Consider the following 21,158-nt stretch of genomic DNA (forward strand, 5'->3'; position numbering starts at 1 on the left):
CGATAATTCGCCAACCCCACAAACACCGTCCCACCAACCATCCGATGCTGAAACAACGAAATCCACACCGCATACACCACCGGCACCACAAACACCACCACAAACACCACCGCAAACGGCCCCATAAACAACCAACCACGCCAACGAGCGGCCGTCCGCGAACGATGCGGCACTGATGCCGTATGACCGCTTGCGCTTACAACTCCCCTACCCATATCTTGACCCTTTTCAACAAACTCAAAATATCAACGTGGTTGGCCGTCTCTCGACAGAAATGTTTGCATGCGGGCAAACGCTTCTGTCGAGAACGGCAGAATATTGTTTACGTGTGCTAATAGCTATTTAACTGTGAAGCCCTGCTGACTTGCATATTTCTTCAAGCTATTCTGCCAATCAGTAATTGCTTGCTTAAAGGTAGATTGGCCATAATAAGCCTTAGAAGCATAGTCGCCATAGATGCTGCTTGCATAAACATTAAACAGTATATTCTTGAAATTAGGATCGACATCTTTTGCTGCCTGCGACAATACTTCATTGAACTTTTGCCCGCCAAAATACTCAACGGCCTTACCGTCGCCTCCCTTGACGGATGTTGAATCCAAAAACTGCTTGTCCGCCAAAGTCTTGGTATCCGCAGGGAATGCCCCAGCTCCAACACGCAATTTAATAGCTTCACGGTCGTGAGAGGCATATTCCACGAATTTGTAGGCGGCATCAGCCTTAGCGGTCTTATCAATCACAGCCAATACCGACCCGCCATTTTCAGAATTATGCTTATCGCCTTCATGCAGCACAGGCATGGGAGCAACTCTCCATTTACCAGCGGCTTGAGGAGCCGAGGAGAGCAAATTCGGCGGCATCCAAGCCCCGATCAAAAGCGCCGCAGTAGAGCCATCTCCTAAGCTCCTATTCCACTCATCCGACCATACAGACAGCTTTTTGTTGACCAGATTTTCATCAGACATGCGCTGCCAAAACTCCAAAAAACGCTGAGTACCTTTGTCGGTGGACAAATTAATCGTTATATTTTGCCCATCTTTTGAATAATCATATGGATGACCGCCAAAGGCCCATATCATTGATTTGAAGAATCCAGCATCGCCGGAATCAGCCTCAATGTATGATCCGGCAGCCTTTACTTTCTTGGCTGCCTCATAATACTCATCCCAGGTCTTCGGTGGTTCGTTCACGCCGGCCTTGTCAAAAACTTCCTTGTTGTAGAACATAGCCATGGGGCCAGAGTCCATTGGCAGCCCATAAATACCACCATTAATGGCTGATGAAGCCCATGTTCCCTTTGTATAGTCATTCTTGAAATTACTGGGAACATACTTGCTGATATCTTTGACGATATGCTTAATCTGGAACTCGGGAAGATCTTCATAGCTGAATTGGGCTACATCCGGCAAACCTGAGCCAGCCTCCGAGGCATTATTCAATGCCTTGTACTGATCATTGCCAACCCCAACATTGACTAATTTGACTTTAATATTGGGATACTTGGCCTCAAACGGCTTTATTACAGTTTGATATGTCTTTTCCCAAGCCCAAACGGTAATTTCCGTAGGCCCTTCGGCATTTGACTTTCCTCCGGATTGAGAACCGCCGCACGCAGCCAAACCCAATACCGACAACACAACTGTTCCACTCGTCAGTATCTTTTTTACCGATACCATTGTTCCTCCCGCAATCTAGCGGCAATCACATGACGCTTATATGAACGACATCACTTTTGACTTCACGAGGTAACTTCAACATCAACGTTGATTTGACGTTAAACCACACTTTAGCACTTGCCTGCTAATACGCAACTACGCCATCCGATTGAAACAACGCTGAATAACACACCTCATTAATGAGAACAAAGCCAATGCAGGACACTGGCTTTCTGCACAGAACAAACAAAGAATAAATAACCAATACCGTGTTCTTCTAGCGGTAATTCAACAGAGGTATGCGTTATTTAGGCTGTCAACCTCTGAAGCCAGTTGCTCCAAAAACTTGTCGTCCTCAATCGCGACATTTGACTGAGCTGATTCAAAATGCAGACTTCCCCGGCGCCCTTAGGAATCTAGGGGGGGGGGGGGGGTAACAACTTGCGGACATAGATAAGCCTGAAGACACCCAATATTTTCATATGGACCGGCCTGATCTGATTGTATTTTTCAACAACGCAGTCTTCTAAAAGTACTTTTACAACGCTGAACTGAGCAGATTCGATTCCCGATTCCTGGAACAACTAGCAAGCAGCGTGGCCAAAGGGGGAACCACATATTTAGATGCCTATCATCTCACAGGTATCACAGACGACACTTTCACTAAGCTCATGAAGAGGGTCGTCTCATGATACAAGAGCAACTTATCAGCCCTCCCTTTCTAGACGATGCAAACTGCCTGATCGAACCCTACAACCCGTATTACAACCCTCAGTTCGATTTGTCAGCACCTTTTTGGCAGCATCTGCAGGATTTGGTTAGCAAGGACCAAGTGGCAATCATCGACAAGGTAACGAGGTATACGGCCACAACTGCCCGGAGATCGATACCTGGTTGGACGAAGTAAAAAATACTATGGTTATCTGCGAGGAAGTGGACGGCATTGTAGAAGCGTATAGGACAGTGCTCAACCAAATCACCCACCCTGAAAACAGTTACCAACCCACAGCGGTACGTGAATGAGCCAACAAACATATCGCTGATCCCTGGTTAATTGCTACGGCCAAGTTTTATGACGCTACTATCGTGACTTTCGAGCAACCTCAAGCTGAATCGGATCGCCCATAGAGACATTCCAAGATTCCGACTGTCGCCTCCCAGCTCTCGATTAATACTGAGAGCCTGTTCACTTTCATGCAGAACGATGGAGGCTTCTAAAAATTCAGACTACGAAGTTTGTTGCACTTTTTATCTCGCCACCATCTCCAGACGCACCACCGCCTAGAGTAGATGCAAGGAAGCATCGCAGGATCAAGGTACCAAAGGAGCGGCCATCATGAGACCAATGTCGGACTACGTCAAGGATTTGCAACACTCGGGCATGATTGCCCGCGATCTGGACGAGACCATCGACTTCTACACCAACAAACTCGGGTTCGAGCTGGTCGGCATCTACCCCAACGGAGAGAACCGCTGCGCCTTTTTGCGTCTGGGCCATCTGACCATCGAAACCTGGGAGGGCGAGCCTGCGCCCATGCGCACCGGGGCCATCAACCACTGGGCGCTGGATACGCCAGACATCGATGCCGCATACGAGCATGCCCTGGAGATGGGATTGAAGATCAGAGAGGACTCCATCCAGTCCATTCCCACCTTCTGGCAGCACGGAATCCGCTACTTCAACGTCATCGGCCCCAACCAGGAGACCATCGAGTTCTGCCAGATTCTCTGACCGCCACCCGCCCAGGCGAATCGTGCATGCAGCGAGCGCGCGGTTCGCTGCCCGGATGTTGCCCCAAGCTCGGGCAGAACCGCTCCATACGGGCAATCCCATGTGAGCAATGCAACATATTTATCTGCAACCGGCAAGGCACTGAACTCACCCCAATTTCCCTAGAAAATAGCCATTTTTGACACAAAACTCCTTTCAATTCCGCCTGTTTCTCTCCACTAGAATGAGCATTGCGTCCAATGCGGGGCGCCCGATAATGAAAGAAGTTTCTCATGACGAACATTGAGAATGTCACGGTTGCCGGCGGCGGGGTGCTGGGCAGCCAGATCGCCTTCCAATCAGCATTCAAGGGCAAGAAAGTCACAGTCTACGACATCAATGATGAGGCCATTGCAGCGGCTGAGCAGCGGATCAAGAACCGTCGAGACCTCTACAAGCGGGACATCAACGCCACCGACGAGCAGTTCGATGCTGGGCTGAACAATCTGACCTACAGCGCAGACCTCGCTGACGCCGTTAAGAATGCCGACCTGGTCATCGAAGCCGTTCCCGAGAAACCCTCCATCAAGCACAACTTCTACCAGAGTCTGGCCAAGGTAGCCCCCGAGAAGACCATCTTCGCCAGCAACTCCTCCACCTATGTACCCAGCACCTATGCTGCCGACACCGGTCGTCCGACTAAGTTCCTCTGCCTTCACTTCGCCAATCACGTATGGCGCATGAACACCGCAGAGATTATGGGTTCCAACCAGACCGACCCCGACATCTTCAACGAGATTGTGGACTATGCCAAGGAAATCGGCATGGTTCCCATCCCTCTCCATAAGGAGCAGCCCGGGTACATCCTCAACAGCCTGCTGGTTCCCTTCCTGGAGGATGCCGGCTACCTCTGGGGCAATGACATAGCAGACCCTGAAACCATCGACAAGACCTGGATGATCGGCACTGGCTCGCCAGTTGGCCCCTTCGGCGCCTACGACGCGGTCGGCCTGCGGACCATCTACAACATCATTGAGGAACAGAAAGGCGACGACCCCGGCTTCAAGCCCTTCCTGGAGAAGGTCCGGAAGATGCTTGACGAGGGCAAGACCGGCAGTGACGCAGGCCACGGATTCTACGACTATCCGAACCCGCGTTACAAGGATGAGGACTTCCTCAAGGCCTGATCGTCTGTCTGCCGAATCTGTGAGCCAGGCCCCGTTCAAGACCTGGCTCTACTATGGAAGAGCGTATCCGAGGATGGATACCACGAATGAAAGAGGTTTCTATGACGAACATTCATAATGTTACGGTTGCCGGCGGCGGGGTGCTTGGCAGCCAGATCGCCTATCAGTCAGCCTTCAAAGGCAAGAAAGTGACGATCTACGACATCAACGACCAGGCTGTGGCGGCAGCAGAGGAGCGCGTCAAGAACCTGCGGGATTCCTACAAGCACGATATCAACGCCACTGATGAGCAGTTCGACGCAGGCCTGAACAACATGTCGTACAGCTCGGACATGGCCGAGGCTGTCAAGAACGCCGACCTGGTCATCGAGGCTGTCCCCGAGAAGCCTTCCATCAAGCACGACTTCTACCAGAGCCTGGCCAAACTGGCGCCCAAGGACACCATCTTCACCAGCAACTCGTCCACCTACGTGCCCAGCACCTTCGCACCCGACACGGGCAGGCCGGACAAGTTCCTGAACATGCACTTCGCCAACCAGGTCTGGCTGAACAACACCGCAGAGATCATGGGCTCCGAGCAGACCGACCCCAAGGTCTTCAACGAGATCGTGGACTATGCCAAGGAAATCGGCATGGTTCCCATCGTCCTGAAGAAGGAGCAGCCAGGATACGTCCTGAACACCCTTCTCATCCCCCTGCTCAACGCCGCCGCCCACCTCTGGGGCCACGACATCGCAGATCCGGAGACCGTGGACAAGACCTGGATGATCGGCACGGGCGCCCCCATGGGACCCTTTGCCATCTTTGACGTTGTGGGGCTGCGGACCGCCTTCAACATCACCAAGGAGCAGCAGGGCGACAACCCTGACTTCAAGCCCTTCATGGATAAGATCCAGAAGATGATGGACGAGGGCAAGACCGGCAAGGACTCTGGACAAGGCTTCTACACCTATCCGAACCCCGCCTTTGCTGATCCTAACTTCCTGAAGGCCTGATAGGACCGCTTTCCGCCAAACAGAGCCCGCCCGTTCTGAGGGACCGCGTTGCGACGCACCTCCCCCTCAACCGGCGGGCCCACTTTTCATCAGTCATTCTCGATCGGAGCCTATCGTCACGCAGCTCTCAGGCGTACCCAAGGGCTCCTTCGGACCGCCTACAGCATCCTCTGCTAGCACAAGGGCGGCAATCTTCGAGCCAAGCCCTTCCTGGACAAGCTGTGAGAAGAGACTGATAGGACTTCTTCCACTTCCCAGATAACGACTACCGGGGTCCCGGATTTCTCAAGGTCTGAATCGAATCCTCCCAAGTGAGCTGTGAGGGCGAAGCTTGGCCTTTCACAGCTCACAACAGGGGGCGTGGTAAGCTGTGTATTTATGGCATTTTTGTGAAAACCGCTAAAGGAAGAGGCAGACAGGGAAATCACAAAGGCGGAAAAGACGAACAACGGCCTAGTGGCCGGAGAAGGAACAATGGCAGAGGACGATAAGATTTCGGCTGCATCCAGCAGCCAACATGAGCAGAAACAGCGTGATCGACAGACAGCCAAGCAGATCAAGAAGCAGCAGGCCGCAGCCAAGCGCAAGGCCCGCAAGCAAAATCCCAAACCCCATCGGGGCTGGAGCGAACGCCTGCATCTGACCGACATCAACGTGGTGGACAGGTCCACCCTCAAGCGGGCCATCGCCGGCACCGTGGTCGGCAACTTCATGGAATGGTACGACGTGGGGGTCTACGGCTACCTGGCAGTGACGATAGGCCGTGTCTTCCTGTCCGACGCATCCGATGCCGTGCAACGACTCTTCTCCTTGGGTGTCTTCGCTGTCACCTTCATCGCTCGACCCTTGGGCGGCGTGGTCCTGGGCCAGCTGGGCGACAAGATCGGCCGCCAGCGCATCCTGGCCTTTACCCTGCTGAGTATGTCCGCAGCCACCCTGTTGATCGGCCTTCTGCCCAGTTATGCGGCCGTCGGTCCCCTGGCACCTATTCTTCTCATCCTGCTCAAGCTGATCCAGGGCTTCTCCACCGGTGGCGAGTACGCGGGCGCCTCGACCATGGTCACTGAATACTCCCCTGACCGGCACCGCGGCTTCTTCGCCTCTCTGCTGGATGTGGGATCCTACCTGGGCTACGCCTTCGGAGCAGCTTTGGTCTCTTTGCTTGAGTTCTCCATCTCCCCGCAGGCCATGCTGGCCTGGGGCTGGCGCATCCCCTTCATCATTGCCCTGCCGCTGGCCGCCATCGCAGTCTACTTCCGGGCCAAGGTCCAGGACACCCCTGCCTTCCGTCAGGCCCAGGATGCCAGCGACGAGAAGACCAAGAGCCAGCACAAGAGCCTGCTGGATCTGATCCGGGGCTATTGGCGGGAACTACTCATGGCCTTCATCCTGGTAGCAGCGGCCAACACCCTGAGCTACACGCTGACCGCCTACATGCCCACCTACCTGTCGGGCACTCTGCACTACAACACGGCCCAGGCCAACCTGCTCTCCCTGCCGGTTTTGCTCCTAGTGGCCTGCTGCATCCCCATCACCGGGGCTCTTTCCGACCGCTTTGGCCGCAAGAAGGTCTTGTTCATGGGAGCCATCACCGGACTATGCCTGTCTCTGCCGGCCTTCCGACTGTTGGAGCACGAGACCACGGGTGCCGTCTTCGGTGGACTGGTTCTGCTGGCCATCCCGGTCATCTTCTTCGTGGCCAACCTAGCCTCCACCCTGCCAGCCCTCTTCCCCACCGCTTCCCGTTACGGCGGCATGGGACTGTCATACAACCTGGCCGTGGCCGTCTTCGGCGGAACCGCGCCTGTCATCATGGAGGGACTGGTGACCGCGACCGGCAAGTCCCTGGCACCCGCCTATTGGATCATGTTCACCTCAACTTGCGGTCTGATCACCGTGCTCTTCCTGGCGGAGACCGCCCGGCGCCCCATGCCCGGCACCCTGCCCACCGTGCTCAACCGGCAGGAGGCACGCGACCTGGTGGCCACACAAGACCATAACCCCGACCTGGACGTGAAGACCATCATCAAGGATGCCGAAGAGAGCGGCGTGCGCAAGACACCGAAAAAGCTGGTTGCCGAGACTCGCAAACTTCTGGGCATTCCCCGCTCCGGAGCCAAAAACAAGAAGTAGCTACCACCGTCAAGTCGCGTAAACATCCAGGCTCTGCTTAGGCGACTATGTCTGAGCTGCATACGGGAGATCTCTTTCTCCTTTGAGAATAAGGCGACAGCTTAGCTGCTTCACTGTCGATGTGTCGAGAATACGACAGGCAAAGTATTCGGCCGGCGACTTGAAAAGAAAATTATTTCAAGCCACCGGCCGATTCTCGATTCCATCACCACTCTCTTACTGCCGTTCAGGCAGAATATAGGCGGACTCCAAACTCATGGCTGAGCCTTACAGGATGGCCAGACGGATGCTCAGGATGGCTGAAGACACTGTCATAGCTGTTTGATGCCAGAACTCTTTTTTCTCCATCACACAGGGTCAGGTAAGCCGATAAATCGTCGCCATCATTTTGCTGTGAGGCGAGTGAGACCTCCTGTATCTGAACGCTTGAAAAAGGCGCGAGTGAAATAGATGCATTTCCTTTCAGCACCTCGCGCCCTTGCAAATTCACGAATCGCCAGGTAACGGAAACCTGACCTAGATCCTTGGGGGAGTCATTGGCAACAACCAATCCAGAGACCTTTTTGCTGCACCTATTCAAGAAAACACCTATGGGTTGATTGATCCTGGCAACCACCTCGTATGCAGGTTTCGGCTGCCCCCACCAATCCAACAGCCCATAGAAGCTTTGCGGGCACAGGTCTATGAACATGAACTGTACATATCCCCAATTGGGTGCAGCTCTTTGACAGCGATAGTGCTCGATGTAATACTTGAGCAGCTCAGTCTGATAACGTTGCAATGTTCCTGTCAAAGGCTCCAAGGCCGCTATACGCTCTGTCAACGTCCCGAGATTCCTCAAATTTCCAAAGTAGCCGGGGGCGTCGAAACCAAATTCTGTATTGAACTTCTCTTTCGTGCCGTCAATCAACGTATACGACGTGGGAGGAGTATCCAGCGATCCCGTATAGTTGTGGCTGTCTCCACTGGTCAGATCATCAGCGCAATACGAGCCTTTGATAACTGGACGAGTCGGGTCTGTCTGAGTGACCCGTCGATAGATGGCAGGGCCTGGACTCACTTGCATAGCCGTGCCCTGTGTGCCCTTCGGCACATCCACCACGCCTGGTTCATTAAGACATATCCAGCTAAAAATACTGGCATGTCTATCGAGGGTTTTGACGGTACTGACAAACAACCGTACAAACGTTTCCGCCCACTCAGAAGTCCTGGGCTGGTTCCAGTTGTATTCTGAATCCTGGATCACGGCAATGCCCATGCGGTCGCATAAATCGTACAATTCCGGCTTCTCGACATGCACATGCACCCGGATCAAGTTGAATCCAGCCATTTTGATAGCCTGCAAATCACGCAGGTACCGCATTCTGTGCATTCGAGATATATAGACATCAGGGAAATAGGATGTCCCACGCACATACAGGGGCTTTCCATTAAGCACGAACCGGGTTGTCGATTCATCACGATCAAGTTTGACATTCCGGAATCCGATCTTCCGGCTTTCCACCTGTTCGCCGTCCAAGCTCAATGTCATGTCATAGAGCTTCGGCTCTCCCAGATCCCAAGTGAACCAAGGCGTCACGTCATCAACGGCAGCTTTGAACTCGAAAGGTCCCTGGACCTGCTTATCCGCGTCAAGCAGCACACGGCCATCAGCTGGATCCCGCACCAGGGTTCTCAGCACAGATGGATGATCATTACCGCAACCGAGTGCTTTCCCTCTGACGATTATTCTTCCACGACCCTGATCATCCATCCACACGCTCAGGCGCGGATCTTCAGCCAGACAAGCAGACTCATGAATCGATAGGGTGACCTTGCCATAAATGCCCACGGGATTCACGTCACGGGCTATAAGGCCGTCATCATGCTCGTAGGTTCCTTTGACCAATCTCCTTTCAACCATATAGGTACGGTTCTCAACGTCATCATTCCTTATCTGCCTATCCCAAGGTGACCAGACCTTGACCATCAGGATATTCGTGCCGGAGTGTACGACATTGCTGACATCAAAGACGAACGACTCACTGTAGCCCTCATGGGAGCCAAGGAGTTGCCCGTTCATCCACACCTTGCAAAAGTAATCGACATTGCTGAACCGCAGCAGAATCTTGCCGTCCGTCTCAGAATTATCAAGCTTAATGAGCCGACGATACCACCAAGGTGCCTGATTGAAATACCGCAGCCGGCGTCCCCAATAAGGCTGTTCATCCAACAGACACTGGAGATGCTCCAGAGCCGGCAACGGCTCCCACTCTGATATCTGCGGTCCGACCTGCGTACAGTCGCGATCCTCATAGAGTTTTAATTTTTCACCGACATCATTGACGTCCTGTAGAACGCTCCAATCACTACTGATGTCCAATTGCTTGTTCATTATTTTCCTTAATTCTGTTCCCAGTGCCTTTACCCACGGACCGCTCCGGCCACCATGCCGGAAATAACCTGTCTGTTCAGGAAGAAGTAGAGTATAAGGGTCGGAATCATAGACACGACTATTGCTGAGTATGTGGCTCCCAAGTCGGTCTGCCCATACATACCGACAAAGTCGTTCAAACCTATCGGGAGGGTTTTCATATCGCTGCGAACCATAAAGGTGTTGGCAAATACGAATTCATTCCAGATGAAGACAAAGTTGTAGGTCGCCACAGTCACAGTGGTGTTGCGGGAAAGCGGCATGACGATCTTCGAAAAGATCTGCCAGGTTCCGGCTCCATCGATACGAGCGGCCTCCAGTAACGAATCCGGTATCTCCTTCATGAATCCTGCGTACAGATAGACGCACATCGGCAGATTGAAAGCCAATTGCGGAATGATAAGGGCCAGATAGGTGTCCGTAATGCCGATTTTGTTAAACACTTCGAACAGAGGCAACAAAGCTGCGAATGAAGGCACCAGAAGTCCTACCAGCAAATAGGAAAGCACCTTATCCGCACCCCGGAACCGCAGCTTTTCAATGGCAAACGCCGCAGGAGCTCCGACCATGACGGTGACCAGAATGGTCAGCACCGCAACTATGGTGCTGTTAATCAAATATCGCAGTAGACCCGATGTGGCAAAGGCTCTCACGTAGTTACCCAGATACAGACCCTTGGGCAGTTGATAAGCCAAGCTATCTGCGAGCTCATCGGGGCTTTTCAACGAAGAGAGTGTGACCCAAAGAATCGGGTATATCTGCACCAGGACGAAAACTGCGATAATCGCATATACCAATCCCCTGGTTTTCCTGCCTGGCTTCGTAGTCATGCTTTGTCCCCTCTCCCGAACAGGCGGCGCAGAATAAGAAGCGTTACCAGGCACTCCACCGCTAGGAAGATGCTAATAGCGCTACCGTAGCCAAAATTCCCGGATATGAAGATTGTCTTGTACAGGTAGGTAGACACCAGCTCGCTGGACGAACCGGGACCACCTCCAGTAAGCACATAGGAGACATCGAACCCCTTCAAGCATCCAGAAACCAGCATCACCAACGTCACCTCCAAGACCGCCCTGATTAGAGGCACCCTTATGTAGACGAGCTGTTGCCACCAATTGCAGCCGTCAATCAATGCCGCTTCCAGCACTTCGGCATCGACTGACTCCAGAGCTGCATAGTAGATGACCATGTATATGCCGGCGAACTTATAAGCATCTATGAGCGTCACCAACACCAAGGCCCAGTGAGGATCCGAGAGCAAAGCGTGAGGGGCCAGCCCGAACAGGCTGCCTACCGCCGGCACGACCCCCGGCGGATTGACAGCCAGCATCTGGGCGAAGATCTGGCTGATAGCAACTGAGGAAATGACGCACGGAATGAAATAAACCGTTCTGATGATGGTCCGAAATCGGTCAATGCACAAGACCAACAGGGCCATCACCAAACCCATAAGCATCTGAACGCAGGTACCTAGAAGGGTGAAGAAAATGGTGTTGAGGAAAGCCGCGCGGAACACCTTGTCGGTCAGCATCAGTTTGAAATTCGCCAAGCCCGAGAATCGCATGGCTCCTATCCCATTCCAGTCAAACAGACTCGCGCCGAACGACCAGATGATAGGGACAACCACTATGAGCGTAAAGATGAGGACCGCAGGCAGGTAATAGGGCCACGCCGCTCCCGAACTGATGGCCCTGTTCCCCCTGGACGGATGACCCGGCCAGAACCGCCTCCGACGCACTATCCGTGGCGGGATGGAATCCGCTGGATTAGATCTTTGCATATCCGCCTTCACTTGGCCTTGTTGTATTGAGCGATGGCTTTGTCGACATTGGCCGCAAACTCATGCGTTGAGGTATTGTCCACTAGCAGGCTTTGGCACTGTCGTCCAAGTACACTGACCGTATTTGCATCAAGTTGCACATCCCAAACTTGTGCATAATCGTTGACCTTGGCTATGTCGGACAGGACGTCCTGATATATGCGGGGGGTCTTGACGCTGCCCTTGGGCTTGACTGAAGGGATGACTCGATAATCATTCAAAGCCACATCACCGTATTTGCCAAATAGATATTTGAGAAAATCCTTCAGCTGGGGAGTTAGCTTGCCCTTGCTGACGGCAGTACCGATGCCCGAATTGGCAAAGAAGTCCGAGGGTGCAGTCTTGTCCCCCTTACCAAGCATGGGTAGACGGAAATAGCCGATATCCGATTTCAGATTGCCGGAATCGTCAACGTAGGACGGGAGGTTCCAAGTTCCGTCATACGTTATCGCAGCGCGCTTGCTCTTGAACAGATTCAAGGTAGCAGTGGCATCCGAATTCGTGAAGCCAGGCTGGAAATATGTAGACATTTTTTGTAAGAAGGTAATTCCTGCTTGACCAGTCGGACTGGCCATAGACTCCTTTCCGACCTTGAGCTTGGCCAGGAACTCATTGCCGGTTTCCCTGTATGGAATCATCCCCAGGAACCTGTAAAAAGGCCACTGGTCCTTGCCATCAAGAGCGATCGGAATAACGCCCATGTCCTTAAGCTTCTGAAGGTCAGTCAGCAACTCGTCGAAGGTCTTAGGTTCCTCTGCAATTCCTGCTTTGCGGAAGGCATCTTTGTTGTACCAAAAGTACTCCGCATTAGCGTTGAAAGTCATTAGGTGCAGACTGCCATCAGCCATTGTCGGGTATTTGGTGGATATGTTATAAAAGCGGTTGGTTACGCCAATGTCCTTGTAGAGTTTTCCGATATCTTCGGCACGGCCGTCCTTGACAAGCTTGGCGAAGTACGGGTCGGGATCGGCATCCCATAACTCCGGCAAACGGTTACTGGATGCCAGCACTTTCAACTTTTGGTTATATGACGGCCGATCAGAGATATTCTGAAACTCCAACTTGAAACCCTGATGCGACTTCGCGTACTCATCAGCGATCTGTTTGATTGCTTTTATGCTTCCTTCGCTGGCGGGCCTCGCACTGAGCCAAGTAATGGTACCCGACTGCTGGGAAGAACCGCACCCCCCAAAACCGAATAAGGACAGGACAGCCACTGCACAGGTGCATGCCCTCTTGGCGAACGATAGTTTCATGGTCTCTCCTTCATTGGACGTAACCAACGCCACCTCATAGTGACATATGTCAACGTTGTCTGACAACGTTGACATATGTAAAACTATACTAATTACAGACCGTTGTCAATTCACGGGGGACAATGCTAGATATGACACAGAACAGTGGCAATGCGAACAGCCACCCCACGATCAAGGACGTGGCGGCCCTTGCACAAGTCGCGCCAAAGACGGTATCCCGCGTGATCAATGAAGAGCCCTATGTATCTTCGACAACCAAGGAGCGAGTCCTTTCGGCCATTGAGGAACTGCACTATCGGCCCGACGTGCATGCAGCCGATCTGAAACGTGGCAAAAGCCACAGCAGAACCCTCGGGGTTCTGCTGGGAGCCAGACCCAATCCCTTCTCCTCATCGGTGCACTGGTCCATTGACAGCGTCGCCGTGCAGCACTCCAGTCTGGTTCTGGCCTCGGCGTTGACCGGTAATCAAGACAGGGACTCCAATACCGTAGACGAAATGCTGAGCCGGCGGATAGACGGACTGATCCTGGTCACAGCCGCCAGCTCACAGGACTACCTGATTCCCGAAATGCGTCGTGGACTGGCCGTCGTCTTTGCCGACAGTACTTCTATGGGATTACCTTCAGACACCGTCATGTCTGACAACTATGCCGGTGCAATCAGTGGAACCCGGGCGCTTTTATCCATCGGGCACAGGAACATGGCCTACCTAGGGGCCAAGAAAAACGTGTATACCGTAAGCCAACGGAGAAAAGGCTTCCTCGCTGCCATCAAGGAGAGCTACCTGCCGATGGACAATATTGACCTCGTTGACGACATGGATGAACGCAAAGCATACACCGTCACATGCAGACTGTTAGACCGGGCACGAGCCAAACGGCCTACCGCGATTTTTGCAGGACAGAACCTTATCGCCCGAGGTGTGATTCGCGCCCTAAGAACAAGAGGATTGGAAAAGAGCATAGCAATCATCAGCTTCGATGACGCCGATATGTTTGACATGCTTGATCCCGGAATCACGGTCATCAAGCAGAATCCTGAGAACATCGGCCGAATAGCCGCAAACATGGCGTTCGAACGCATCGATGGCTTAACTGCCGAACCCCGCCACATCCTGCTTCCTACTGAATTGATCGCCAGAGGTTCAGGCGAGATACCCCCGAGCCAGTAAAGCACTTCGTTAACAGCAAAAGGCTACAGGGCCCGGCACCATTAGAAAGATGCCATCATCGCCCATCGCCTCCGGATATAACTTGACCCGACAAAATTAACCTGATAGTATTCTTATATTGCTAATAATAAACGTTTAGGATTCGATGATGAAACACACTGGCGTTACCTTGAAGGACATTGCGGACGAGCTGAACCTTTCCGTGTATGCCGTGTCAAGGGCCATCAACGACCTAAGCGGGGTCTCCAAAACCACACGTGCCGCCGTACTGAAAGTCGCTAAAGAAAAGGGCTACATTCCCAACGTCAATGCCAGGGATCTGCGCAAGGGACTTCACCACTCAGTCAGTCTCCTTACAGCAGGAATGTCAAATCCCTACTATCTGGATCTGATTAGCGGAATCGAAAGCATATTCCAAATACGGGGCGAAAACCTGCTCATATCAGACATCGCCATTGACGGCCACTACTCAGAGTCTGCCGAGAGCCTGCTGCTCCAGCATGTCTTGGAAACGCGACCCGGAGGGATAATATCAACCCTGGGACTGAGCGACTCATCCCGGCAGCGGCTGCGGGAGTGGAAGATGCCTGTAGTCTTCGTCGATTCGACTCCTGGATCAACTCACGAGGACTTCTCCTATGTCACAACAGATAACAAGGATGCCTCGAACAAACTGGGGAGCCATCTGGCGGGGCATCACTTCAAACGATGGTTGTTGGTCATCTACCCATCAGTCTGGAACAGCCGATATATCAGAGAATCAGGACTCCGCCAAGCAGCTGCGCGATGCGGAGCCGCCATCCGTGTTCTAGAATGCGGCAACGATCAGTTCTCCACACGGAAAGCACTCGACGGGTTTTTGGATCATGACAAATTCCAGCCCGATGTCATTATCGCCGGCAACAACCCAATACTGTTGGGGATCATGACTGCCTTGCAGGCAAGGGCAATTGAAGTTCCCGACGATTTGGCGCTAGTGGCGTTTGACGACTTCATATGGTCCGATCTGCTAAAACCGCGCATCACCCTGGTTGCGGAAGACAGCTATGGAATCGGCGCCAAGGCCGCTGAACACATTCTTGCACTGATTGATCAGAAACAAGACAGAAAAGGAGGTGACGACGATTCGAAACCGGATGGGAAACCGCAAATGACGATGGGGCCCATCCATCAAACGATTGAAGCATCACTGAAGATCAGAGAATCGTGCGGTTGCAGGTATCCAACGGGGGCTGCCTGACCGTTTTGCGAAAGGTAAATTAAATTATGAGATCCAAGAAAATCATCACTGCGATGGTGGCAATTCTGGCCGCATCGCTCGCTCTAACCGGCTGCAGCAATGGCGATGAAGACAGACAGTCTGCACCAAAACGCACAGAAATCAAAAGCATTGGCCTGATGGTCCAAGATATGTCGAATCCCTTCTTCTCCTCCATGGACAAGGAAGCAAAAAAGGAGGCAAAACGAATCGGGGCACGTCTGAACGTTCAGGATGCCCAACTCGATTTGGCTACCCAGGATAACCAAATCTCTGCTTTCATCGAGCAGAACGTGGATCTGATTATCGTATCCGCCGTCGATGAAAGCGGCCTGCAACCGGCAATCAAGAGAGCTAGAGACGCGGGCATAATCGTTGTGGCTGTTGACACCCCAGCCAAAGGAGCTGATGCGATCGTGACAACCGATGGCGTACAGGCTGGGCAACTTTCCTGCTCTTACCTCTCAGAGAAGCTGGAAGGCAAAGGTAACATCCTAATCGTTGATGGAACACCCATTCAAACCATCACTGATAGGATCAAAGGCTGCAAGCAAGCGCTCAAGAAATACCCTGGAATCAAAGTGGTAGCCCAGCAGGCCTCAAAGAACGACAGAGCCACAGGGTTGACAGTGACCACTGATATGCTCACCGCCAACAAGGACGTGCAGGGCATCTTCGGCATGAACGACCCCTCTGCCCTCGGGGCAGCCCTGGCTGTGGAACAAGCCGGGCGGCAGGACCAGATCATCGTCACAGGCATCGATGCCAGCCCACAAGGAGTGGACGAGCTCAAGCGGGCAGGTTCGCCTTTCATCGGTGCAGCAACCCAGAATCCAAGGGCCATGGTTGATCAGGCCGTGAAGTTCGCCCAGGACAAGGTCAAAGGAAAGACACCCAAGAAAACGACCATCCTGATTCCCAGCGAAATGATCACTCGCGATAACGTCAACAAGTACAAAGGGTGGTGAGCATGTCTGAGAATAAAGCCGCCTTGTTAGAGCTGCGGAACATCTGCAAGAGCTTTTCGGGTGTAACAGTCCTTGACAATGTCAGCCTAAACCTTTATGACCATGAGGTTCTGGCTCTAATGGGTGAAAACGGAGCAGGAAAATCGACACTGATGAACATCCTGTCAGGCAACCTCAGTCTCGATTCCGGCTCCATTGCCATCGAAGGCGAGCCTGTTGAAATCCGAACCCCCAAGCAGGCAACGGATCAAGGTATTGCCATCATCCATCAGGAGCTCAACGTCGTGCCAACCATGACTGTCGCCGAAAACCTGGCCTTGGGCCAAGAGCCAAAGACACGGTACGGTCTGATAGACAAAAAGCGCCTCAAGGATGAAGCCAGAAGCAAGCTTGAGGTCATCAAGGCGGACATCGATCCAAATACGGAGTTGGGCAAACTAGGCGTCGGCGAACAGCAAATGGTCGAAATAGCCAAGGCCCTCGCCCAGAAGGCCCGAATACTCATTCTGGACGAGCCCACTGCTTCCCTATCGAAAGCAGAATCGGAGCAGCTGTTCACCCTGATCAGCACTCTTCGCGACGAGGGCACTGGACTGATCTACATCTCGCACCGCATGGAGGAGGTCTGGCGTCTGGCTGATCGGATTACCGTGCTCCGCGATGGCCAGACTGTGTTGACCGACAAGCTCTCCCAGGTCGACCAATCTCAGGTCGTGTCCAAAATGGTCGGCAGAAAGGTTGAAAAACTCTATGAGCACGATGCCCGACAGAAAGGCGCCGAGGTTCTGAGGGTCGAAAATCTCAGAATCAAGGAAGACGACCAGCCCGTATCATTCAGCGTCCACGCCGGCGAAGTTGTGGGCATGTCCGGGCTGGTCGGCGCCGGAAGGACAGAAATGGCACGTGCCATAATTGGCGCCGACCGCTGCGCCTCCATCAGCGTCCAGCTTCAGGGGAACAAGGTTCTTTTCCACTCTCCAAAATCAGCAATCAATCATGGAGTGGCCTACCTGCCGGAAAGCCGAAAGACCCAGAGCATCTTCCCCGTCATGAGCGTCGAAGAAAATATCGCCATCTCATCACTGGATCAGTTCCAATATCTGCATCTTCTACGCAAGGGCAAGATGCGGGCATCCGTCCGGAACATCATGCAGGAGGTCAACATCGACCAGACCATGGAGCATACCGAGATCAACAATTTGTCCGGCGGCAATCAGCAGAAGGCCGTTCTAGCCCGATGGCTGCTCAAGCAATCGGACTTGCTCATCCTTGACGAGCCGACCCGTGGAGTCGATGTGGGCGCCAAGCAAGAGATATATGGCTTGATCAATTCCCTCGCAAAAGCAGGGAAGGCAATCCTGATGATTTCCTCTGATCTGCCTGAGGTATTGGGAGTCAGTGACCGGATTCTGGTAGTCCGGCAGAACGAGGTGGTAGCCAACATCCCGGCCACAGAAGCGACTGAGGAAAACGTGATGTCATATGCCACCGGGGTGAGCAAACCGCAGTTGCTCGACTGACTCATAAGACAGCAAACACATGGTTCCGCTCCACCGTCCGTATGCATCGTCCGGGAAGCCGGCAACCGTAACTTGAAACATGAAAGAAGCATCATGAAAGGCAAAAACGTCAATATTGCGGCAATCTGGGAGAAGGTTGGCATGCCCTTCGTCCTTTTGCTGCTCATACTCTTCATGCTGGTAAAGGCACCGAATTTCGGCACGTTGAGCAATTTGTTCAACGTAGCCAGGGCCATATCCATCAACGCCATTCTGGCGGCAGGCATGACGCTGGTGATTATTACGGCCGGCATCGACCTGTCTGTGGGATCGACAATCGCTGTCAGCGGATGTGTGGCTGTACTGGCAGCCCGCTCAGGCATGAATCCTTTGATTGCCGTTTCTCTTGGCATCATCGTTGGGGCAATAGCAGGACTAGTCAATGGATTGCTGATTGCCTATTGCAACCTGGCCGCTTTCATCGTCACTCTCGGGACCATGACATTCCTGAGAGGGCTGGCATACACGATCACCGGCGGACTGCCGATCGTTGACAATAATCTGTCTTTTAGAGCGATCGGCAACGGATACATCTGGCACATACCGATCCCCTTCATCATCATGGTCGTCGTATATCTGGTCATGTGGGTGGTCCTGGACAAAACTCGGTATGGAGCTCATGTCTACGCAGTAGGAGGCAATCCAGAAGCCGCCCGTCTGGCAGGCATCAATGTCAAGTCAGTCCTTATGTCCGTCTACCTGATTGCCGGGCTGTGCGCCGGTCTGGCAGGCTGCATTTTTGCCGCCAGGGTCGTATCAGCACAACCAACGGCTGGCAATGGCTATGAAATGGATGCCATCGCTGCAACGGTGCTCGGCGGCACCTCGCTTGCCGGAGGCAAAGGACGCATATCAGGCACTGTCATCGGTTCGGTCATCTTCGGAGTCTTAACAACCGGTCTGGTGCTCATGAATGTGCCATTCTTCACTCAGCAGCTGATCAAAGGCGTAGTCATCATCATTGCAGTCCTGATTGATGGAATGAAACAGAATTCCTTCTCATTCTCCTTCTTGAGGAGAAGAGCAGCCAGCATAGACGCATAAGGAGGCAACAGCCATGAATATATCCGCTAGCTATCGGATTCATTATTCCGGACCAGCACACTCGGGCCCCAGACCGATTCGCATACGTCTGCCTAGCTCAATCAACCAGCCGATTCTGACTGCTCAAGTCGAGCAAGAAGGTGCTGTCCCCTTTCAACGCCTGGCTGGGGAGAGCACACCCGAAAAATCGGTCTATCTGGGCATAGTAGAACCGCATGACGGCCAAATTATAGTCTTTGACGATTCATCGTCTGAAGCCACCGGAGGTATCAAGTCATTACATTCAGTTCACGAGCGTGATGCCGTATGCAGACTGGATACTGGATACTTCGACCTCGAACTGTGCAGAGGTACAGGATCGGGAGAAGGCGCATCCAAGTGGGGAATTCGTCACTTTATGAGCAAGGAGGAGCAAGTCGACCTGCTTAAGAGCGGCAACAACGCCATGGGCGGTTTCTATGGGCCATTCTTCACCCCGGAAAATGGGCTCATCAACCCGCCCGAACATGTGGTGGCAAACGTAACGGTTGAGGAATGCGGACCGGTCATGCACCGCTATTTGCTGAGCGGACGCATTCCGGATGGTCTCCGTCCAGAGCTGCGTGGCAAGTCCTTCTCGGTCGAATTTACTTTCTACCGTGATGTCGACTTTTTCGACCGCCGATACCAGGTGGATCACTTCGAAACCGAGGTCAACGGCCGCTGTGCTTTGGATCGCATCACCGTTGGGGATGAGTTTGAAGGCGGCGAAGGAGGACTGGTCTTTGACCGCTTTGATTCCTATAACCGCTCCCCCTACAGAGAAGGCGACCCCTATGCAACTCTGTTGAAGCAAGAGGTGGCTTCCATCATCAACGAGGCCAAGAACCCGGAAAACCACCAGGAAGAACCAGAAAGATTCGCATACTTCCGCAATCTTCTGGACAGGGATTTAACCAATGCACACTGGGATTTGTACTGGCGGCTGTTCTCATACTGGGAGCACGCTCTCACCGATGTGCAGATTCGAGAGCATCTGGCTCAGGTGACCGACCAGGCACACGTGGCCGCCGATGCGAATGAACGTCCATGGCACATGCCAAGTCAGGCAATTGATGTCTCATCCCTGCAAGACCAAACCATCTTCCCCGGGGCCGCTGATTGCACTGCAGAATTCAACACCAGCAATGGGCGATGCATGATCTGGCTGACATCACAACCATCAGGCGGTTTTCAGATCGTCCAACGGCCACAATCTGGCTGGGTTAACTGGGGAACCAATACAGAGAACGAATCTCCAGCCCTGCCCGTAGGTACTCGGATCCGCACCATCTATGGTAACTATGCTCAATCTTGGCGGGAAAGAGCTGATTTGGAGACTCAGACAAACATACAAGTCCAGAAGCAAGCCTCCTGACTAAATCATCCGGTCCGTCAGGCCGGACGGACCGGATGATTGACCAGGTCGCGCTCGATCCAGGCCATGACCAACTCGGCCAGGGCATCCACCTCGACATCGGTCAGAGCACGGCCGCGCGGGATGTGATGCCAGCGCTCGATGCATCCGCGGCAGCAGGTGGCCGTAGCATGCTGGGCTGTGAAGACCGGATGCCCGCGGTAGGGGGTCTGCTTGCCGTCCTTCAAAGGGTTGGCAGGCCCCACACGCTTGGCCAGCATCTCATGGGCATGGCGGTCGATGGTATCCCTGCCCTTGGCCCGGGCGTAGGCGCGATCCTTGGCCGATAAAGAGAATCCAGCGCGGAAGCGCGAATGTCCCAACCTGGCAAGCGTGTCCTGAATCCAGGCCTCATCTGCCCGGGCCGACGCTGATCCGCTGCTGGTCATTTCCTGCTCGCCTCCATGTTCAGCCTTACCAAAGAGTCTGTACCCAGGCAAGGTTTCCCATGCGGAATAATTCACCGAACATGACACCGATAGGGACCAGTGTCAGGGGTAGGGTGAAGACAGTACTTGTATCCACTAACTACCAGACCCGCCATGTTCGGTCA

The 21,158-nt window shown here is 53.2% G+C and carries 19 protein-coding genes; 13 read left to right on the forward strand and 6 right to left on the reverse strand.

The annotated features are described in order from the left end of the window. Window positions 1–338 precede the first annotated feature (338 nt). Window positions 339–1,676, reverse strand: coding sequence for an ABC transporter substrate-binding protein (locus tag LPC22_RS07080; RefSeq protein WP_229133287.1), 1,338 nt, complete (start codon window positions 1,674–1,676; stop codon window positions 339–341). A 554-nt stretch (window positions 1,677–2,230) separates the two neighbouring features. Between LPC22_RS07080 and LPC22_RS08530 the strand changes: the two genes are divergently transcribed. The 7 genes from LPC22_RS08530 (at window position 2,231) to LPC22_RS07100 (ending at window position 7,681) form a co-directional block, all read left to right on the forward strand. Further along, window positions 2,231–2,347, forward strand: coding sequence for a DUF8813 domain-containing protein (locus LPC22_RS08530; protein ID WP_505661129.1), 117 nt, complete (start codon window positions 2,231–2,233; stop codon window positions 2,345–2,347). Next, on the forward strand, window positions 2,344–2,562 hold the full coding sequence (locus LPC22_RS08490) for a DUF4411 family protein (RefSeq protein WP_373312917.1): 219 nt from the start codon (window positions 2,344–2,346) through the stop codon (window positions 2,560–2,562). Before LPC22_RS08530 ends, LPC22_RS08490 begins: the two co-directional genes overlap by 4 nt. A 128-nt stretch (window positions 2,563–2,690) precedes the next feature. After that, window positions 2,691–2,783: a DUF4411 family protein gene (locus LPC22_RS08495; RefSeq protein WP_373312921.1), complete on the forward strand. Its 93-nt coding sequence runs from the start codon at window positions 2,691–2,693 to the stop codon at window positions 2,781–2,783. A 208-nt stretch (window positions 2,784–2,991) separates the two neighbouring features. Next, complete coding sequence (locus LPC22_RS07085) at window positions 2,992–3,387, forward strand: VOC family protein (RefSeq protein WP_373312918.1); 396 nt, start codon at window positions 2,992–2,994, stop codon at window positions 3,385–3,387. Window positions 3,388–3,659: 272 nt separating this feature from the next. Next, a complete protein-coding gene (locus LPC22_RS07090) occupies window positions 3,660–4,553 on the forward strand; it encodes a 3-hydroxyacyl-CoA dehydrogenase (protein WP_024627040.1) in 894 nt (297 codons plus the stop codon). A gap of 101 nt (window positions 4,554–4,654) precedes the next feature. Further along, complete coding sequence (locus LPC22_RS07095; protein ID WP_024627041.1) at window positions 4,655–5,548, forward strand: 3-hydroxyacyl-CoA dehydrogenase; 894 nt, start codon at window positions 4,655–4,657, stop codon at window positions 5,546–5,548. A 474-nt stretch (window positions 5,549–6,022) separates the two neighbouring features. Continuing rightward, window positions 6,023–7,681, forward strand: coding sequence for an MFS transporter (locus LPC22_RS07100; RefSeq protein WP_229133288.1), 1,659 nt, complete (start codon window positions 6,023–6,025; stop codon window positions 7,679–7,681). Window positions 7,682–7,907: 226 nt separating this feature from the next. On the opposite strand, the gene LPC22_RS07105 is transcribed toward LPC22_RS07100, so the two are convergent. The 4 genes from LPC22_RS07105 to LPC22_RS07120 all read right to left on the reverse strand — a co-directional run bounded on the left by LPC22_RS07105 (window position 7,908) and on the right by LPC22_RS07120 (window position 13,169). Then, on the reverse strand, window positions 7,908–10,055 hold the full coding sequence (locus tag LPC22_RS07105) for a glycoside hydrolase family 2 protein (RefSeq protein ID WP_229133289.1): 2,148 nt from the start codon (window positions 10,053–10,055) through the stop codon (window positions 7,908–7,910). Window positions 10,056–10,084: 29 nt separating this feature from the next. Next, the gene (locus tag LPC22_RS07110) at window positions 10,085–10,924 is read right to left on the reverse strand and encodes a carbohydrate ABC transporter permease (RefSeq protein ID WP_229133290.1); all 840 of its coding nucleotides are present in this window, start codon (window positions 10,922–10,924) and stop codon (window positions 10,085–10,087) included. Next, window positions 10,921–11,658, reverse strand: a complete 738-nt coding sequence (locus tag LPC22_RS07115; protein WP_229133291.1) for a carbohydrate ABC transporter permease — start codon at window positions 11,656–11,658, stop codon at window positions 10,921–10,923. Before LPC22_RS07115 ends, LPC22_RS07110 begins: the two co-directional genes overlap by 4 nt. A gap of 224 nt (window positions 11,659–11,882) precedes the next feature. Then, window positions 11,883–13,169: an ABC transporter substrate-binding protein gene (locus LPC22_RS07120; RefSeq protein ID WP_229133292.1), complete on the reverse strand. Its 1,287-nt coding sequence runs from the start codon at window positions 13,167–13,169 to the stop codon at window positions 11,883–11,885. 131 nt (window positions 13,170–13,300) lie between these two features. Between LPC22_RS07120 and LPC22_RS07125 the strand changes: the two genes are divergently transcribed. From LPC22_RS07125 to LPC22_RS07150, 6 genes are all read left to right on the forward strand, one after another. Beyond that, entirely contained in the window at window positions 13,301–14,341 is a 1,041-nt protein-coding gene (locus tag LPC22_RS07125; RefSeq protein ID WP_229133293.1) for a LacI family DNA-binding transcriptional regulator, read from the forward strand. 148 nt (window positions 14,342–14,489) lie between these two features. Further along, window positions 14,490–15,581 carry a LacI family DNA-binding transcriptional regulator gene (locus LPC22_RS07130; protein WP_229133294.1) on the forward strand — a complete coding sequence of 364 codons (1,092 nt, stop codon included), beginning with the start codon at window positions 14,490–14,492 and terminating at the stop codon, window positions 15,579–15,581. A 26-nt stretch (window positions 15,582–15,607) separates the two neighbouring features. Then, window positions 15,608–16,567, forward strand: coding sequence for an ABC transporter substrate-binding protein (locus LPC22_RS07135; protein WP_229133295.1), 960 nt, complete (start codon window positions 15,608–15,610; stop codon window positions 16,565–16,567). A gap of 2 nt (window positions 16,568–16,569) precedes the next feature. Further along, the gene (locus tag LPC22_RS07140; RefSeq protein WP_229133296.1) at window positions 16,570–18,087 is read left to right on the forward strand and encodes a sugar ABC transporter ATP-binding protein; all 1,518 of its coding nucleotides are present in this window, start codon (window positions 16,570–16,572) and stop codon (window positions 18,085–18,087) included. Between the two features lie 93 nt (window positions 18,088–18,180). Then, window positions 18,181–19,170 carry an ABC transporter permease gene (locus LPC22_RS07145; RefSeq protein ID WP_029676084.1) on the forward strand — a complete coding sequence of 330 codons (990 nt, stop codon included), beginning with the start codon at window positions 18,181–18,183 and terminating at the stop codon, window positions 19,168–19,170. Window positions 19,171–19,183: 13 nt separating this feature from the next. Continuing rightward, a complete protein-coding gene (locus tag LPC22_RS07150; RefSeq protein WP_229133297.1) occupies window positions 19,184–20,566 on the forward strand; it encodes a hypothetical protein in 1,383 nt (460 codons plus the stop codon). Between the two features lie 17 nt (window positions 20,567–20,583). On the opposite strand, the gene LPC22_RS07155 is transcribed toward LPC22_RS07150, so the two are convergent. Further along, window positions 20,584–20,994: a DUF4186 domain-containing protein gene (locus tag LPC22_RS07155; RefSeq protein ID WP_229133298.1), complete on the reverse strand. Its 411-nt coding sequence runs from the start codon at window positions 20,992–20,994 to the stop codon at window positions 20,584–20,586. Window positions 20,995–21,158: the final 164 nt, after the last annotated feature.

The sequence above is a fragment of the Bifidobacterium mizhiense genome (assembly GCF_020884755.1).
Lineage (GTDB): Bacteria > Actinomycetota > Actinomycetes > Actinomycetales > Bifidobacteriaceae > Bombiscardovia > Bombiscardovia mizhiensis.